Source organism: Mesorhizobium sp. M0166 (genome assembly GCF_040322255.1).
Taxonomy (GTDB): Bacteria; Pseudomonadota; Alphaproteobacteria; order Rhizobiales; family Rhizobiaceae; genus Mesorhizobium.
This window is the reverse complement of sequence record NZ_JAMYTD010000046.1, coordinates 1-15,717: the sequence shown is the minus strand read 5'-3', so window position 1 is coordinate 15,717 and position 15,717 is coordinate 1. Positions and strand designations below refer to the sequence as shown.

The 15,717-nt window shown below is 61.9% G+C and carries 16 protein-coding genes and 1 pseudogene; 8 read left to right on the top strand and 9 right to left on the bottom strand.

Annotated features, from left to right (window positions below; translation table 11 throughout):
- The first annotated feature begins 7 nt into the window (after positions 1 to 7).
- Positions 8 to 1,339, top strand: a complete 1,332-nt coding sequence (locus tag NKJ46_RS29715) for a cation diffusion facilitator family transporter (protein ID WP_352670079.1) — start codon at positions 8 to 10, stop codon at positions 1,337 to 1,339.
- Between the two features lie 54 nt (positions 1,340 to 1,393).
- Here NKJ46_RS29715 and NKJ46_RS29710 read toward each other — a convergent pair whose 3' ends face one another.
- The 4 genes from NKJ46_RS29710 to NKJ46_RS29695 all read right to left on the bottom strand — a co-directional run bounded on the left by NKJ46_RS29710 (position 1,394) and on the right by NKJ46_RS29695 (position 4,743).
- Positions 1,394 to 2,011: a sulfite exporter TauE/SafE family protein gene (locus NKJ46_RS29710; protein ID WP_352670076.1), complete on the bottom strand. Its 618-nt coding sequence runs from the start codon at positions 2,009 to 2,011 to the stop codon at positions 1,394 to 1,396.
- Between the two features lie 363 nt (positions 2,012 to 2,374).
- The gene (locus NKJ46_RS29705) at positions 2,375 to 3,262 is read right to left on the bottom strand and encodes a DUF1259 domain-containing protein (protein WP_352670074.1); all 888 of its coding nucleotides are present in this window, start codon (positions 3,260 to 3,262) and stop codon (positions 2,375 to 2,377) included.
- 39 nt (positions 3,263 to 3,301) lie between these two features.
- Entirely contained in the window at positions 3,302 to 3,772 is a 471-nt protein-coding gene (locus tag NKJ46_RS29700) for a chromate resistance protein ChrB domain-containing protein (RefSeq protein WP_352670071.1), read from the bottom strand.
- Positions 3,769 to 4,743, bottom strand: a complete 975-nt coding sequence (locus NKJ46_RS29695) for a Fe-Mn family superoxide dismutase (RefSeq protein ID WP_352670068.1) — start codon at positions 4,741 to 4,743, stop codon at positions 3,769 to 3,771. Before NKJ46_RS29695 ends, NKJ46_RS29700 begins: the two co-directional genes overlap by 4 nt.
- A gap of 110 nt (positions 4,744 to 4,853) precedes the next feature.
- Between NKJ46_RS29695 and NKJ46_RS29690 the strand changes: the two genes are divergently transcribed.
- The 3 genes from NKJ46_RS29690 to NKJ46_RS29680 all read left to right on the top strand — a co-directional run bounded on the left by NKJ46_RS29690 (position 4,854) and on the right by NKJ46_RS29680 (position 8,563).
- Positions 4,854 to 5,831 carry a chromate resistance protein ChrB domain-containing protein gene (locus tag NKJ46_RS29690; RefSeq protein WP_352670066.1) on the top strand — a complete coding sequence of 326 codons (978 nt, stop codon included), beginning with the start codon at positions 4,854 to 4,856 and terminating at the stop codon, positions 5,829 to 5,831.
- A gap of 17 nt (positions 5,832 to 5,848) precedes the next feature.
- Positions 5,849 to 7,264 (top strand): chromate efflux transporter, encoded by a 1,416-nt coding sequence (chrA, locus tag NKJ46_RS29685; RefSeq protein WP_352670063.1) that lies wholly within the window; start codon positions 5,849 to 5,851, stop codon positions 7,262 to 7,264.
- 144 nt (positions 7,265 to 7,408) lie between these two features.
- Positions 7,409 to 8,563 carry an MFS transporter gene (locus tag NKJ46_RS29680; protein ID WP_352670060.1) on the top strand — a complete coding sequence of 385 codons (1,155 nt, stop codon included), beginning with the start codon at positions 7,409 to 7,411 and terminating at the stop codon, positions 8,561 to 8,563.
- A 56-nt stretch (positions 8,564 to 8,619) separates the two neighbouring features.
- On the opposite strand, the gene NKJ46_RS29675 is transcribed toward NKJ46_RS29680, so the two are convergent.
- The 5 genes from NKJ46_RS29675 to NKJ46_RS29655 all read right to left on the bottom strand — a co-directional run bounded on the left by NKJ46_RS29675 (position 8,620) and on the right by NKJ46_RS29655 (position 13,363).
- Entirely contained in the window at positions 8,620 to 9,219 is a 600-nt protein-coding gene (locus NKJ46_RS29675) for a TetR/AcrR family transcriptional regulator (protein WP_352670057.1), read from the bottom strand.
- A 53-nt stretch (positions 9,220 to 9,272) separates the two neighbouring features.
- Positions 9,273 to 9,521 (bottom strand): Arm DNA-binding domain-containing protein, encoded by a 249-nt coding sequence (locus NKJ46_RS29670; protein WP_502903478.1) that lies wholly within the window; start codon positions 9,519 to 9,521, stop codon positions 9,273 to 9,275.
- A gap of 338 nt (positions 9,522 to 9,859) precedes the next feature.
- Entirely contained in the window at positions 9,860 to 10,468 is a 609-nt protein-coding gene (locus NKJ46_RS29665) for a hypothetical protein (RefSeq protein ID WP_352670054.1), read from the bottom strand.
- A 214-nt stretch (positions 10,469 to 10,682) separates the two neighbouring features.
- A complete protein-coding gene (locus NKJ46_RS29660; protein WP_352670052.1) occupies positions 10,683 to 11,963 on the bottom strand; it encodes a GNAT family N-acetyltransferase in 1,281 nt (426 codons plus the stop codon).
- On the bottom strand, positions 11,963 to 13,363 hold the full coding sequence (locus NKJ46_RS29655; RefSeq protein ID WP_352670141.1) for a lipopolysaccharide biosynthesis protein: 1,401 nt from the start codon (positions 13,361 to 13,363) through the stop codon (positions 11,963 to 11,965). The genes NKJ46_RS29660 and NKJ46_RS29655 overlap by 1 nt, the downstream gene beginning before the upstream one ends.
- A 265-nt stretch (positions 13,364 to 13,628) precedes the next feature.
- Between NKJ46_RS29655 and NKJ46_RS29650 the strand changes: the two genes are divergently transcribed.
- The 4 genes and pseudogenes from NKJ46_RS29650 (at position 13,629) to NKJ46_RS29635 (ending at position 15,546) form a co-directional block, all read left to right on the top strand.
- Positions 13,629 to 13,826 (top strand): hypothetical protein, encoded by a 198-nt coding sequence (locus tag NKJ46_RS29650; protein WP_352670050.1) that lies wholly within the window; start codon positions 13,629 to 13,631, stop codon positions 13,824 to 13,826.
- A 2-nt stretch (positions 13,827 to 13,828) separates the two neighbouring features.
- Positions 13,829 to 13,999, top strand: a complete 171-nt coding sequence (locus tag NKJ46_RS29645; protein ID WP_352670047.1) for a hypothetical protein — start codon at positions 13,829 to 13,831, stop codon at positions 13,997 to 13,999.
- A gap of 216 nt (positions 14,000 to 14,215) precedes the next feature.
- Positions 14,216 to 14,418, top strand: a pseudogene (locus tag NKJ46_RS29640) (hypothetical protein); the annotation flags it as partial.
- A 177-nt stretch (positions 14,419 to 14,595) separates the two neighbouring features.
- Positions 14,596 to 15,546 carry an NAD(P)-dependent oxidoreductase gene (locus NKJ46_RS29635; protein ID WP_352670045.1) on the top strand — a complete coding sequence of 317 codons (951 nt, stop codon included), beginning with the start codon at positions 14,596 to 14,598 and terminating at the stop codon, positions 15,544 to 15,546.
- The last annotated feature ends 171 nt before the right edge of the window (positions 15,547 to 15,717 follow it).

Genomic DNA, 15,717 nt, shown 5'->3' with positions numbered 1-15,717 from the left:
ACCCCCCGTGATGGACGGTATTCGCGACTGGTTTGGCTTCGGCCCGGCAACCCAGGGCTTTGGCGGGCACGGCCATGATCATGGCGAGGGCGGTGGACATGGCCATACGCACGGCGTGGTCGATCCCACCATCGCGACGACGACACGCGGCATCTGGGCGATCAAATGGTCGTTTGTCGTGCTGGCGATCACATCGTTGCTGCAACTGATCATCGTGTTCTTGTCGGGCAGCGTGGCGCTGCTTGCCGACACCATCCACAATGTCGGCGACGCGGTCACCGCCATCCCGCTGTGGATCGCCTTCATGCTGGCGAGGCGCAAACCGTCGAAGACCTTCACCTACGGCCTTGGCCGGGTCGAGGACCTAGCCGGCATCGTTATCGTGCTGATCATCCTGTTCAGCGCCATCGTCGCCGGTTATGAGGCGATCGACAGGCTGATCCATCCCCAGGCCATCAGTTTCCTTGGCTGGGTTGCCGCCGCCGGCCTCGTCGGTTTCCTCGGCAATGAGGCGGTCGCGGTATTCCGCATCCGCGTCGGCCGCGAGATCAATAGCGCGGCGCTGATCGCCGACGGCTATCATGCCCGCACCGATGGCTTCACCAGCCTCGCGGTCGTTCTCGGCGCCATCGGCGTCTGGCTCGGCTTTCCGCTCACCGATCCGATTGTCGGCCTTTTGATCACGGTGGCGATCTTCGCCATTGTCTGGCAGTCGTCAAAGGCGGTGCTGACGCGCATGCTGGATGGCGTCGAGCCAGGCATTGTCGACGAAATCCATCATGCCGCCGAACATGTGCGGGGCATCGAACGGGTCGCCCAGGTGCAGGCGCGCTGGATCGGCCACAGGCTGCATGCCGATATCGCCATCAAGGTGGCCGAAACCGCGAGCGCGAACGATGTGGTCGGCATCACAGAGGCTCTGAGAGGGGAGTTGTTCGACCATCTACCCGCGCTCTCGGAGGCGAACATCCGCCTGGAAGGCGAGCGCGGGCCAGTGGTGGCAGGTTCCGGCCATGCGCACCACGCGCCCGAGCCGTTTAAGGTCGCCTGCGAGCTGGCAACGGGCACGCTCGAAATCGTCGACACGCCGGCCGGCGAACGTATGCGCCTCACCATCGACAGCCATGCCGACGATCTCCAGGCAACCGTAATCATCGACCGGTCCGAAGGCTCCGAGACGCTTTCCCTCGCACCAGTCGCGGGCGATCATCATAGCCTTGAGAGCAGCGTCGCCCCGGCCGAGCCGCACGAGTTCAAGGCGAGGCTGATCCTGGCGGCAAAGGGCAGGGAACAGATCCTGCCGTTCAAGATGGCGGAGCCGGAAGGTCACCATCACTGATCCTTACGACTGGTCCAGCACCACCTCGCGCCCCGAAGTCCGGGCGGCGCAGGTTTACGTTTGGACGCATTCGTCCTGGTTGGCTTGAAGACAGAAGGCGAGCTCATGGTAGAGCGCAACGATGAGGTCGTGCTGCTTCCAGATCATCAGCATGCCGCTCACGGCCATCAGCATCACGACCGCTGTCCGGAATTGCCGTCCGCTCATCCGCTCGAGCCAAGGTTTTGCCGCAAGCGTCGCAAGCGCAGCACCAAATCCGGTCGCAAGGCCGAAAGCCAGCGCCTGGCCGCCAAATGCGCCGAGACCGGTAAAGACCGTGACTTTGACAATATCTGTCACGAACGAATTCACCGACTTCGTCGCGACCAGGGTCTCCTTGCGGGACCCATAGTTCAGGTAAAGCGAGTTCAGCACCGGGCCGACTGTGCCCATCAAAGCGGAGAGCAGGGACACGATCAGGCCGGCGGGCAAGAACCACCAAAGGCGGGCCCGATAGCTCCGCTCGCGCGCGCCGCCATGGAATTCCAAAATGGCGCCGATCAGATAGAGGCCGATGAAGATCTGCAGCCATTCGGCGCGTGCGTTGGCGAACAGCCAAGCGCCCGCCGCCTGAGATGGCGCCGGGCAAATACCAGCGCACGATGCTCCAATCGACGTCGCGACGAAATGCAAGGATCCGAACCGGATTGCCGATGAGCTCGGTTAAGGTGATCACTGGAGCGACTGCGGCGCTGCCCGTGAGGAACGTCACTGCTGAGATCAACAGCAAACCGCCACCGCCCGCTGATACCGTATTGAGCGCCCAGGTGAGAAAGCCCGCCACGCTGAGCAGGCACAGTTGAACCCAATCCATGCAACGTCGGCTCCGCGTCGACCCGTTCGTGCGAGTGATCGGTGTTATCGCGCGTGCGTCGATCGATGGACAGTAGCACCTGGACGGCGAGTCAGTCCGTCACAATCGAACTAGCCGCGACGATTGGAACGGCACGTATCACGACCAGACAAATTGCTCGCGACTGCCCGCGATTCCGCGGGCTAGCTGTTTGAAAGATTCATCTTGTCGAGAGCCGCCCTTAGCCCGCGTGCCAGCTTTGCGGCATCGTCATTGGCCCAAAAATGCATGAAGAAGAGCCGTGGCTGTTCGTTGAGCATGTGGCTGTGCAAGGCCGCTACCTCGATGCCGTTGTCGCGCAGGGCACGCAGCACGGGGTTTACCTCCGACGCGATCAACACGAAATCGCCTGTGATCGCAGCCTTGTCGCCTCCGGTTGGCTGAAAGTTAATGCCTATGGCGCTGCCCATGGACGCAGGGATGGTCATGCCGCCGTCGGTGATCGTTTCGGCCCGTGGGATGGTGAATTGATAGATGCCGCCATTGGCCTTGCCCTTGCGACCGATAGCCTTGTCGACAGCGGCGGTGTCGAACGGGATCTGCGGCTGTGCCGCGGCGGGCGTGGCATTCTCCATCGGCGTCTTGCTCAGCGCCAACCCGGCATGAAGTGCTGTGGCGAGCGCGACGGGGTCGCCCTCGCCGAAGACATGCATGTAAAGCGTCATCGGCTGCGAGCGCAGCAGATGGTTGTGCAACGCGGTGATCTCGATGCCACTTTCTTCAAGCTTTTTCATGACCGGGTTCACTTCGTCCTGCGTCAGGACGATGTCACCCATGACCATGGCCTGGTTTCCCATCGGTTCGAACGCGACCCAGCCTCCGAGGGCGAATCCCGGCTTAAGAGCCACCCCGTCGAGCGATACTTTCAAGTCAGTTCGCGGCAGGCCGACCCTGTAGACGCCATCGGGCATTTCGGTTCCGGATTTGCCGAATGTCTTTGCAACCATCTGCCAGTCGGGAGCTGCGGCGGCGGGCTGGAGCAGCGCTGACATTGCCGTGGCCATCGCACCGATCATCAGTTTTGCATGCATGGGATATCTCCTTGAGATCCGCCCCCAGTGCCCAATTGGTCATGCGGCCGCCGGCTTCGAGCCGGGTGGCCAGCTGTGGGTCTCCGCCTTGCGTCGGGAGGCCCAGGCGTAGAGCGCATCATAGATGACGAAACCGTGCTTCAGCACCTCGTGGTCGTCGGGTGTCACATCCCGCAGACCCATGGAGATCGCGAGCAGGCCGGCCGACTGTGGCGTGAGATCGTGCCGGTCGGTGTCGGCGCCGCGCACGATCGCGGCAATGGTCACGATCGCCGGGTCGCGCTCGAGGCCATATTTCGAGACGAAAGTGTCGAAGCTGCAGCCGTCGCCGACATGCGTGAACTCGACGCCGGGCACGTCATAAGGCGTCGCGCCAGTCTCCCGGGCAACAGGGATCACCTGATCAGGCGGCACAAAGAGAAACTCCGGTTCCTTGTCGATGAAGCGTGCAATCAACCAGGGGCAGGCGATTCGGTCGATGACCGGACGCTCGCGGGTAACCCATTTCATGACGCAATCCTTTCTTCGCTGATCACCAGGGGGACAGTTGGGGCGCCAATGGCGTGCCAGGCGGCGATGCCGCCTGAGAGCGCTGTTGCATCGACGCCGCGGCGACGCAGTTCGGCGACGGCGTCGCCGCTGACCTGGAAGCCGTAGACGCAATAGACGATGACTGGCCTGTCCTTCGGCAGTTCAGCGGCCCAATCGGCAATGGTCTCGGGAGCGCGGAGCTTGGCTCCGGGCAGCATATCGCTGCGTTTTGCCAGATCCTCGGCGAGGCAGACGTCGAGCACGACGAGATCTTCGCCCTGGTCGAGCCGGATCCGCAGTTTCTCTGGCGCAACAGTTGGAAGCCTTTCGTCCGATGCAGGTCCTGTTGAAGGATCGCTCTGCACGACAGCCCGCCGGTGGCGGGCGGCAACCCGCTCCCAATGGATGTTCTTCATGAAGGCATCGACATAGGCGCCAGCCTTGGCGCCAAAATCGAGGTGGTAGGCATGTTCGTACATGTCGAGCGCGAGGATCGGCATGCCGCCAGCGAGGCAGTTGGTGTGATCCGCCGCCCATTGGATCGTCAGCCGATCGCGGCGCTCCGACCAGGTCAGCAGTGTCCATCCCGAGCCTCCGGCCTGCGCCTTCGCACAAGCCATGAACTTGGCGCGCCATGCGGCCACGCTGCCGAAGTCGCGCTCCAGTGCTGCGGCAAGATCGCCACCGGCATCGCCGGCGCCACCCAGCCCATCAAAATAGATTTCATGCAGGATCGCCGAATTGGCGGCAACCAACTCCTCGCGCTTCAAACCATTGATGTCGAAGACGGGCGCCGTGTTCCAATCGAGACCGTCGAGCCGCCGTTCGATGGCGTTGAGGCGGCGAACGGCACCGCCGTAATTGTTTTCGTAGTGGCTGGCCAACAACCGTTCGGACAATCCGACGAGCCTGGGCGGCTTGAACGGCAGCGGCATGATCTGGTGTGGCATCGGGTTCCCTCGTTCGGCGGCACGGCCCATCCGTGAGGAAGCAAACGCTATGCTCGAATCAAGAATGATACAAGTGTTGCATCTCACTCTGTTCGTGATACGGTTCACTTATGAATGAGGGGGAATCGCAGGATCAGCGCTGGCTGCTCCTGATCCATCAGCTGCCAAGCAAGCCAGCCTATTTCCGGGTGAAGATCTGGCGACGGTTGCAAGGCATCGGCGCGGTCGCAGTCAAAAGCACCGTTTACGCCCTGCCGGCCAATGCCGAGATGCAGGAGGATTTCGAATGGCTTCTGAAGGAGATCGTCGCTGGCGGCGGCGAGGCCATGATGTGCGAGGCACGCCTTGTCGACGGTCTGTCGGACGCGCAGGTGCGGGCGATGTTCGACGCCGCCCGTGACGTCGATTACGGGGAGATCGTCGAGGAAGCCGGCGATCTGGCCGCTGAAATCAAGACGAACGCGACATCGGAAAGACGGGCGGAAGCGCGTTCGCAACTCAGCCGCTTGCGCAAGAGGCTCGCCGAAGTGGCGGCAATCGACTTCTTCGGCGCCAGCGGCCGCCTCGCCGTCGAAGGCCTGATCGCCGAACTCGAGACACAGCTTGTAGAGGACAAGGCTATGACCAAGGAACCGAAGAAGGCCGCCGAGCCGAGCGAGCTCAAGGGCCGGATCTGGGTCACACGCCGGGACGTGCATGTCGACCGTATTGCCTGCAGCTGGCTGATCCATCGCTTCATCGATGCTGACGCGATCATCCGCTTCGTGGCGGGCAAGGGATACGTGCCAAAGGAGGGGGAATTGCGCTTCGACATGTTCGAAGGCGAAATCACCCATGAGGGCGATCGCTGCAGCTTCGAGGTTCTGCTTACCCGCGCCGGCATCAATGACCCAGCGCTTCAGGCCATCGCCGAGATCGTCCATGACATCGACCTCAAGGACAACAAGTTCGGCCGCGAGGAGGCGACAGGAATTGCCAGCCTGATTGCCGGCATAGCCATGGCTAATGAGAGCGACGAGCAGCGGATCGCGCAGGGCGCTCCTGTCTTCGACAACCTCTATCAGTATTTCCGCAAGAAACGCGGATGATCGCAAGGACCCGAACAATGGCCAATCTGGAGCAGTCCATCGCGGCCCACCCGTCTCCGGCCGAGGCTCACGACCATGGCGTTTCGTTTGCTGCCGCTATGCGCGTATGGGCTCGCGTGGCGATGCTCAGCTTTGGCGGCCCGGCCGGCCAGATCGCCATGATGCATCGCATCATCGTCGAGGAAAAGCGCTGGATCGGCGAGACTCGCTTCCTGCATGCGCTCAACTACTGCACGCTGCTGCCCGGTCCTGAGGCACAGCAATTGGCAATCTATATCGGCTGGCTTATGCACAAGACCAAGGGCGGTCTCGTGGCGGGAACCCTGTTTGTGCTGCCCGGGGCGATCGCCATCATGATCCTGAGCTGGATCTACGCGGTCTTCGGCAATGTCGGCGCTGTCCAGGCGCTCTTCTTCGGCCTGAAGGCTGCGGTCCTGGCCATTGTGCTCGAAGCGGTCCTGCGGATCGGCAGGCGAGCGCTCAGGAACAATGTGATGGTCGGCCTCGCTGCGGCTGCCTTCATCGCCTTGTTCTTCTTTCATGCGCCGTTTCCGCTGGTCATTCTGATCGCAGCTGGGATCGGTTACGTGGGGGGCAGGGCAGGCTGGGCTGCTTTCAAGTCGGGCAACGGACATGGCAAGGTTGGCGGAACGCAGGTCGACGATGCCGACTCCGCGCTTGGCGAAGGGGTGCCGGCTCATGCACGGCCCTCCGCCGCGTGGGGGTTCAAGGTGGCAGGTGTGGGACTGCTGCTATGGCTGGTCCCGGTCCTCGCGCTGCTTGCATTCCTCGGGCAAGGCAACGTCTTCACCGATATTGCGATCTTCTTCTCGAAGATGGCGATGGTTACCTTCGGCGGCGCCTATGCGGTCTTGGCCTATGTCGCCCAGCAGGGTGTGGAGCACTATGGCTGGCTCAAGCCAGGAGAGATGCTGGACGGCCTCGGCATGGCCGAGACGACGCCCGGCCCATTGATTATGGTCACCCAGTTTGTCGGCTTCATGGGAGCTTATCGGGCGCCAGGCGTGCTCGGCCCGCTGGTTGCCGGAACGCTCGGCGGCCTTCTCACGACATGGGTAACCTTCGTCCCGTGCTTCCTGTGGATATTCCTCGGCGCGCCGTTCATGGAGACGATGCGCAGCAACAAGGCCTTGTCCGCAGCGCTGTCTGCCATCACCGCCGCGGTGGTTGGTGTGATCCTGAACCTGGCGGTATGGTTCGCGCTTCATGTCCTGTTCCGCGAACTCCATGACGTCAGCTGGCTGGGCATCACGCTGGACGTGCCGGTGTTCAATTCCGTCAATATCCCGTCACTGGTCCTGACGCTCGGCGCACTGGTAGCGGTATTCCGTTTCAAGGTCGGCATGATCCCGGTCCTGGTGGCCTGTTCAATATTGGGTATTCTTTACGGCGTCGCCACGGGTTCGATCTAGGCTCTGGATTCTGCCCGGCGGTATGCAGGAGGTGCGTTGACAATTCGAAGGCCGACGGAAGCGTTGCAATTGCCGAAGCGCAGACTTGTGCTCCTGCCGTCCGGTGCCGGCCCGACGGCTTCCCATTTGCTGGCGTCACGGGGATTGCGGGCGTTTGGCGACGGACTTGTCAGTCTTTTGCTTCCCGCCTATCTGGCGGCGCTCGGCTTCAACGCTTTCGAGATCGGGATCTTCGCCACGGCAACGCTCTCGGGATCGGCGGCGCTCACGCTGGGCGTCGGAGCCATCGCGCACCGTTTCTCGCGCCGCTCGCTGCTCATCGCGGCAGCGGGCCTGATGATTCTGACCGGACTTGCCTTTGCGCTCGTCCATGATTTCTGGCCGCTGCTCTTGGTCGCGTTCGTCGGAACATTGAACCCATCCTCCGGCGACGTGAGCGTGTTTCTGCCACTCGAGCAAGCGGAACTTGCCCACAGCGTCACCGATCGCGATCGAACCGCGCTGTTTGCCCGCTACAGCGTTGTCGGCTCCCTCATTGGGGCTGTCGGCGCTCTGGCGGCCGGCGCTCCCGACCTCCTGCGACACCTGATCGGGATAGAAATCAAACAGGCCCTTCAGCTTGCTTTCCTGCTCTATGCCTTCCTTGGGGTCGGATCGCTGCTCCTGTATCGGCGGCTGCCCGACGCATCGATCGAAGCGGATGCTGCGCCGGCGGAGCCCTTGCGCAAGTCTCGAACCATCGTCCTTGCGCTTGCCGCGCTCTTCAGCCTGGACGCATTTGCGGGCGGCCTTGTGGTTCAGTCCCTGCTGGCACTGTGGCTTTATCAAACCTTTGGCCTGTCCCTCGCTACCACAGGCGCAATTTTCTTCTGCACGGGCGTGCTTTCAGCCGTGTCGTATCTGGTGGCGGTTCAAATCTCCAAACGAATCGGACTGGTGAACACGATGGTATTCACCCACCTGCCGTCGAGCCTTTGCCTGCTGCTCATTCCGTTCATGCACAGCCTCGCTCCGGTGATCGTCCTTCTGCTGATCCGGAGTGCGCTGTCGCAGATGGACGTGCCAACCCGCACCTCTTACGTGATGGCGGTGGTGACGCCGGGCGAGCGTGCCGCAGCAGCGAGCGTCACCGCCGTGCCACGCAGCCTCGCATCGGCGGCGAGTCCGATGCTGGCCGGCTCGCTGCTTGCCGTTTCGGGCTTTGGCTGGCCGCTCCTCATCGCTGGAGCCCTGAAGATCGTCTATGACATTCTTCTGCTCGTGACGTTCCGCAAGATTCGGCCGCCGGAGGAACGATAATAAAGTGCCCAACGACGCCGGGATCGGCGACGCGAATGATTCAACTTAAGCCTGCTTCAATCCGAGCCGCCGATGCCCATGGCGGAGACACCCCGAGCGGCCATCCGCTGGAAGAGGTCGTCGACCTGCGCCGGCAAAAGGCTGGCGCTCTCGGCGATCCACCAGGCAAGCACGGCGAGAAATGCTCCTGATATGAACTGGACGGCGAATTCGGTGGGCATCCCTGTGCCGCCGGTCCGTTTGCCGGCAAGTTCCACCCGCACAGCGCGCCGTATCCGTTCGCGCAACTGGTCGTGGATCGTGTCGCCGCTGCTCGAAAGCAGCGCGTGATGAAGCGACCGGAACGTCCGCGCGTGCTCGAACATCGGCAGGCTGAATTCGAACAGGCGGTAGCCCGTCTTTCCGTCTGCCGACACGCGCTTGCTCAGCGACTGCAGATGCGCCTCCAGGGTCGCGCTGCGCAGTTCGTCCTTGCCGGCGTAGTGGGTATAGAAGGTCGACCTGCCGACATCAGCTTTCTGGCAGATGTCTCCCACGGTGAGAGCCGCATAGCCGCGCTCGGGGATCAGGGCAATCAGCGCGTCCTGCAGCAGAGCGCGCGTGCGCGCGACGCACCGGTCGATCGTACTCCTGTCGTCGGTCCGCTCAATTTTCATGGTCACTGCCCCTTGCCGCGTGCGATTTCGGACATTCGGCGCCCCGGTGTCTGTCAATGGCCGTCGGCGAGCCAGTCCTGGGCAATCGTTCGAGCCTGCTCAACGGTGATTTCGCCAAAGCGCCCGATGGCCGGTTTGCGCCGCTGGCCGTTGGTCGCGACGTAGGCCACCATGAATGCCTTGCGTCCCGTCGGGGTGACCTTCAGCAAAAACCCAGGTATGACTGTGTCGCGAAGTTCGTAGGGTTCCTGATCGGCCCTCGCGGCATCGACGACCGTCTTTGTGAGCTTGATCTTGGGCATGCCTAACCTCCGTTGAGGTCGATTTCAGGTGCAGAGTAGGTGCAGCCAGAAATCAAACCGTGGCGTATGTCCGGTTAGGTATGGATGATTGGACGGGCCGAAAAGGCTAGCCGCTACAATCGGTTACCGTACAATTGGATACTGCCGGATAAGATTAGGATAAGGCATATCCGGCTTCTCAAAATCGAGTTCCGCAAGGAGTGCTGGTTCGATCCCGGCTAGGGGCACCATTTTCCCATCCGTCGAGAGAGCTCGGTTTGGTCGTTATCCCAGGAGCCTCCTGGGATAACTGAGGCCCCGAGCGCTTTCGACAACCCAGACTGTAACGGTGGTCGCTATCACATCGGCCCCGGCACCATCTTGGTCGGCTGCTCCGGCATCGGAAACGCATAATTGTCGCATTTCACGTCCGGGTTCGTCGGGCTGAACATTCCGAGCGGGTTCTCCTTGAACAGCCAAGCGTGAAGGTCGTAGTGGTGGAACTCCTTCGGGATGAGCGGATAATGCCCCTCCATAGGCCCCATGAATGTCTGGCCGAAAAGCTTCGGCGGCTCCTTGGTGTCCGGCGTCAAGGGCACGAGCCATTCCACGCCGACCAGGCGCAATTCGCCGCCGACCGGCTCATAGATCAGCACATTGGGACGCGTCGGATCCGCGGTCGGGCCGACAGTCGTGACGTTGACGAAATGGATGCCCATCGCGCCCTTAGGGTAGTCCATCGCCCCCTCTACCTTTTCTCCGCTGTAGAAGACGCATCCAACCGTCGATAGATAAAGCTCGCGAATGGCAACCTTGTAGTCTTCATACCTGGACAGCGATTTACGCAGGGCATCGATCTCGGCCTTGTCGGGTTCGGCGGCCCGAGGCGCGGCGGCATTCAGACACGCGCCAACGAGACCTGCCAAGGCGACGATACCGAGACGCCTGAGGTGAGTTGTTTTCGTCATGCATTCCTCCCAGATTTTTCTTCTGGCCGTGCAGGACCGAGGCGGCAATGATGCTGGACGCGCGGCCGTAATTGATCGCCTCATCCCGGTTGGGACTGCGTCGATGCTAATCCTTTCCGTTGATCGGGAGAATTAACCCTGACGAGCTAGGCCCGAGCGGGCCGACGGTGTGGAGACGGACGGCCGGGCCGGGTCCCACTTTGGATCCGATGCACTAGCGCCGCCGCAGCAGGCTCCTCATCCGGTTGCGCAGCAGGCGCGCCATGTTGCGGGTTTCGCGGTAGAGGTGAAGCTGCGAGGCCGCCTGACGGGCGGGGCGGTCCGCGTCCGGCGTCAGCCCGATCACCAGCGTGCCCATCGGCTTGCGTTCAGACCACAGCCGGCTCATCACCGGATGGTCGGGCACCGCGCAGGAATCGGTCATCATGATGTTGGGGTCGTCGAGATGCTGCCTGGTCACCTCGATCATCAGCAGCGTGCCCGGCGAATAGGCGGCGAGCGTCTCGTCATAGGCGGTCTTCCAGGTGTAGGCGACGCCGGCCTCGACGAAGACGACCAGGCAGGCGATGGTGCGGCCGTCGAGCGTCAGCGAATGGATGCGGCAGAGGTCCTGCTCGGCCAGCCGGTGCACCGCTTCGCGGGCGAAGGCGGCGCGGTAGCGGTCGATGGCCATGGCGGTGCGCTCGCGGCCTTTCCAGCCGGAAGCCTCCAGCGTCAGGAAATTTTCGATGGCGTGGCGGATCTCGTCCGGCCCGCGCGCCACGACATGCTCCAGCTGGCCGAGATCGGCGAGACGGCGCTTCAGGCGGCGGAACTCGCGATAATGGTGGGCGCGCAGTGAAGTCTTCAGATACTCCTCGCCGTCGAGCCCGCTTTCGAGCACCGGGCGGTCGGCCTTGCCGGTGGTCACCAGCGTCAGGCCGCGCGTTTCGGCGACGCTGGCGAGCAGGCTCGCCACCGGGCCATCCAGCCTTATGTCGGGCAGCACGAAGACCTTCGGCAGCTTCAGATGCGGCCTCGACAGCATCGCGAAGAAATCCTCAATGACGCCGATCGGATCGTCGCGATCGACCAGCGGCGTGCCGATCGGGCCGAACGGGCTCGACCAGGTGCGCATCACGGGAACCCCGAGCGGCACCACCGGTCGCTCGACCGAGAACGGCACCAGCAGGCGCAGCCGGTTGCGGTACTGGTCGCCGTCGCGGATTACGGCCAGCCGCACCTCGCGGTCCTCGAGCCTAGGCATCGCCGGCGCCAGGAAGCGCGGATTGAAGAAGACGTTGGGCTCGATCGTACGCGTGCAGAGATAGTCGAGCTCCTCGACCAGGTCGAAGCCGGCGGAGGCCGGATAGATGGCAAGCTTGCGCTCGGGCCGGTTGTTGGCGAGGATCTCGACATGGGCGGGATCGGCTTCGCGGGCAAGTCCGGCAAGGCCGGACACCATGGCGCCGGCCGGGCCGCCGCTGGTTTCCTCGAGCAAGGGGACGGCAGCCATCAGGCGGCTCCTTTGGCGGGCACGAAAATGGCCATGGCGATGCCGAGCTTGCGCCAGACCGTGAAGGACAGCGCGCCGGCCTCGAAGATCATGGCGAAGACGGTGGCCATCGCCGCGCCCCACAGGCCGAAGAGCGGGATCAGCACGACGCTGAGCGCGATGTTGAAGGCCAGCGTCATGGCATAGACAGCGGCACAGATGTTCTGGTTGCCGCTCATGGTGAGCAGGCTTTCGCAAGGGCCGACGGCGGCCCGCGCGACGACCCCGAACACCAGCAGGAACAGCAGCGGATAGCCGGTGGAAAATTCCGGGCCGAACAGGGTCAGCATCGGCTCGCCCAGCGCCAGCACCAGCAGCGCCATCGCCAGCGACGGCCAGAAGGTCCACGACACGGTTTCGCGGGCGAAGGCGGCGAGCTTTTGCGGCTCGCCATGGGTGAACTGCGCATAGCGCTGGGCAACGCCGGCCTTGACGGCGAAATAGACGAAATGCACGAGCGCCAGCGTCTTGACCGTGGCGAAATAGACGGCGACGTCGTTGGGATCGAGATAGGCGCCGACCATCAGCACGTCGGCATTGGTGAGCAGGAAGAAGAAGCTCTCGACCAGGAAGATCGGCAGCGAGACGATGAACCATTGGCCAAAATGCAGCTTCATCGGCCCGGCCGGGATCCTTTTGTCGATGCGCGAGGTGACGCCGATGAGTTGGCCGAGCGTGGTGGCATAGGTGGCGGCGATGGCGGCGAAGATCGCCGTTTTGGCGTCCGGTGCGTAGCCCGCCAGCAGCATCAGCGCCATGAACGCCAGGATCAGCACCGGCCGCACCAGGAATGTCGGCGACAGCGCAAACAGCGCCCACGAATTGGCCCGCGCCAGCCCTTGCAGAAGGTCGGACATGGCGATCATCGGCAGGCAGATGATGCCGAGGATGAACGGCACGACGTAATAGTTTTCGATGTAGGACGACAGCAGCCAGACGCCGAGCGCGCCGAGGCCGGCGATCACGGTGGAGGCAATCAGCACGAACAGCCGGCTGGCCCGCACGATGCCGCGCAATTCGGCCAACATGCCGCGCTCGCGATATTCGGGGATGAAGCGGATGATCGAGGTGTGGAAACCGAGGCAGGCAAGGTTGCCGACGATGACCATAGTCACCCAGACAAGCACGAAAATGCCGTATTCGAACGAGCCCATCCAGCGCGCCATCAGGACCTGGCTGACGAAGGCGATGACGGCGCTGACGATGCGGACCGAAAAGGCGATCAGCGACATGCGGCCGGCTTCGCCCCGCGCGCCGGCGCTGAACAGCACGGCATCGATCAGGCCAAGCAGCGGCCCGATGCGCAGCGCAAGGCGCTGCGGCAAGAACCGCCCGGCTGTCGTCGCCGCGGAAAAGCGCACCCCGATCACACTCCGTTTTCCGCTTCTTTTCTGGCTACGCGTGTAGCGAAAACACATTAAGAAACGGTTGGGTGAGCGGAGCCCTTCGCCCCGTCTCTATACGGGGAGAAGGTGCCGGCAGGCGGATGAGGGGCGGGTGCGCTGCTTCCTATTCATCATTCGCGCAACCCTTCACCCTGCTCGGTAGTGTCTCAGGTTGAAATACGCGGAAACGCCTATCTCGTTTGCCCCATATGCGAAAACGCCTATATGCTTAGCGGAACGCATGGCAGCAACAATGGTCTACACTGTGATCTGGTATGGAAGGCAAGGCATCGTCGACAAGGTGATCTTCGACGAGGAGAAGACCGCGAAAGATCATGCAACCTCCATGTTCCAAATCCGAAAGGGTGACGATGGAATCGTGTCCGTTGAAGTTCGTAAGGACAACGGCGCTGTCGTCTTTAGCCATGCGGAGAACTAGGAATGCCAACCGGACCTAAAGGCCAGAAGCGCCCCGCCGACATTATCGGCAATGTCGTTCGCGTCATGCGGATTGCCACTGGCGAGGAAGCCGACGACGTGATTGACGACGGCAAAGACCTGCCGCGAAAGCGCTGGGCGCGAAAGGCGGCAAGAAGCGGGCCGAGATTATGAGGCCAGAGCGTCGGGCTGAGATCGCCAAACATAGCCGCCAGTGAAAACCTGATCGCAGCATCTGCCGAAATAGGCTTTTGCAAGAATCTCTATCCCAGAAGAGGGATGCGTGGAATTCAACCAGCTAGGTGACCTCGAACGCCGTGCCCTGCGTCCCGGCAACGTCCGCAGTGCCGACAGCAGGAAAGATGTTCTGGCACCACTTACCAGGTGACAAAGAAGCTCATCAAGATCGGTGCCGAGGTTATCAGCCATGGGCGTTATGTCGCCTTCCAGATGCGGAGGTCGCTATCCCGAGGCAACTCTTCACCGACATCCTGCGGTTGATCGCGGAACTCCGGCCATCGCCCATCCATCACCGGCGTGACCGGCCCGGTTGTCATGCGTTCCAGCAACACCAGGGGAGAACTATGCCTTGAAGAAAGCGAAATCGATATCCTCGGCCAGCAGCGGGCAGACATCACGGCTTTGGCGGATCACCAACGCCATTTTTGCCGGGGTCTGGTCTTGCAACTGGTGCCAGTTTGCGCAAACCTCAGTCTCAACAGACTGGTAATCCGGTGGATGCCTGATTACCTGAATCTGGGAGGGGCGAAGTGTTAGGCGAGCCCATTACCGTTCTGATGGTCAATGAGTATCCTGACTACATTGATGCACAAGTATGGGCTGCTGAGCTGAAAACCCGTGTGCCGCAGCTGGAGTTCAGGCTTTGGCCAGACGCCGGGAACAAAAGTGACATAGATATTGTGCTGATCGACAAGGGCGCCAGTCCTGGCTTTTTTGATGCCATGACGGGGCTAAGCGCCGTCGTCTATTTGGGAGCCGGTGTCGAGGGTATTGATCTTCAGAGCTTTCCCAAGAGTGTTCCGCTCATCAGGCTCGCAACGCGTGAGCAGGCTTCGGAAGTGGTGCAGTACATCGTCCTTCGCGTTCTCTGCCAGCAACGGCATGTTGCGGATTACATGAGTCTACAAGCCCGCAAGTTGTGGAATCCGATCGCGCCGCGGAAGATCTCCGAGACAAGACTTGTTGTGCTGGGTGCGGGCCGGATCGGTGGCTGGGCCGCAAAGCTGTTTGCAGACTTTGGCTACGACACAGCAGTCTGGTCTCGTCGTCAAAAGACGCTTCCTGGTATACACAGTTACTTTGGCCGTGCCCAGCTTGCGGACGCACTCACAAATCGGGACTTCGTTATCTGTTCACTTCCCCTGACTGGTGACACTCGTGGGATACTGAACTCGAGTGCCTTTGGAACAATGAAGCGAGGTGCCTACCTTGTGAACGTCGGCAGGGGCGCGCATGTCAACGAAGCCGACCTGATCCGCGCTCTCGACGAAGGTCAGCTTTCTGGTGCTTGTCTTGACGTGTTTGAGCGTGAACCGCTGGAGGCTTCATCGCCGTTGTGGACTCATCCCAAGGTGACCGTCACACCTCATGTCGCGAGCTTCTGGGTGGATTCTGGAATCGACCAGGCCGCCGATCTCTGCGGTCAAGTCGCAAGAGGAGAGCCTCTGTCCAACAAGATCGACCTCGAACGGGGTTATTGAATCGAAGTAGTGTCTTTACCCACTTTAGCAGGTTCCGATCTTCATGAAGCGCGGACATCAGCGCGTGCGTCAGCCGGCTATTAGATTTCAAACATGGGGTAATCGCGGAGCGAGTCGCCCTGAAGCCGGAAGCGGTCACATATTGAAGAGCGGGTGGTTGTTCCCCGATAG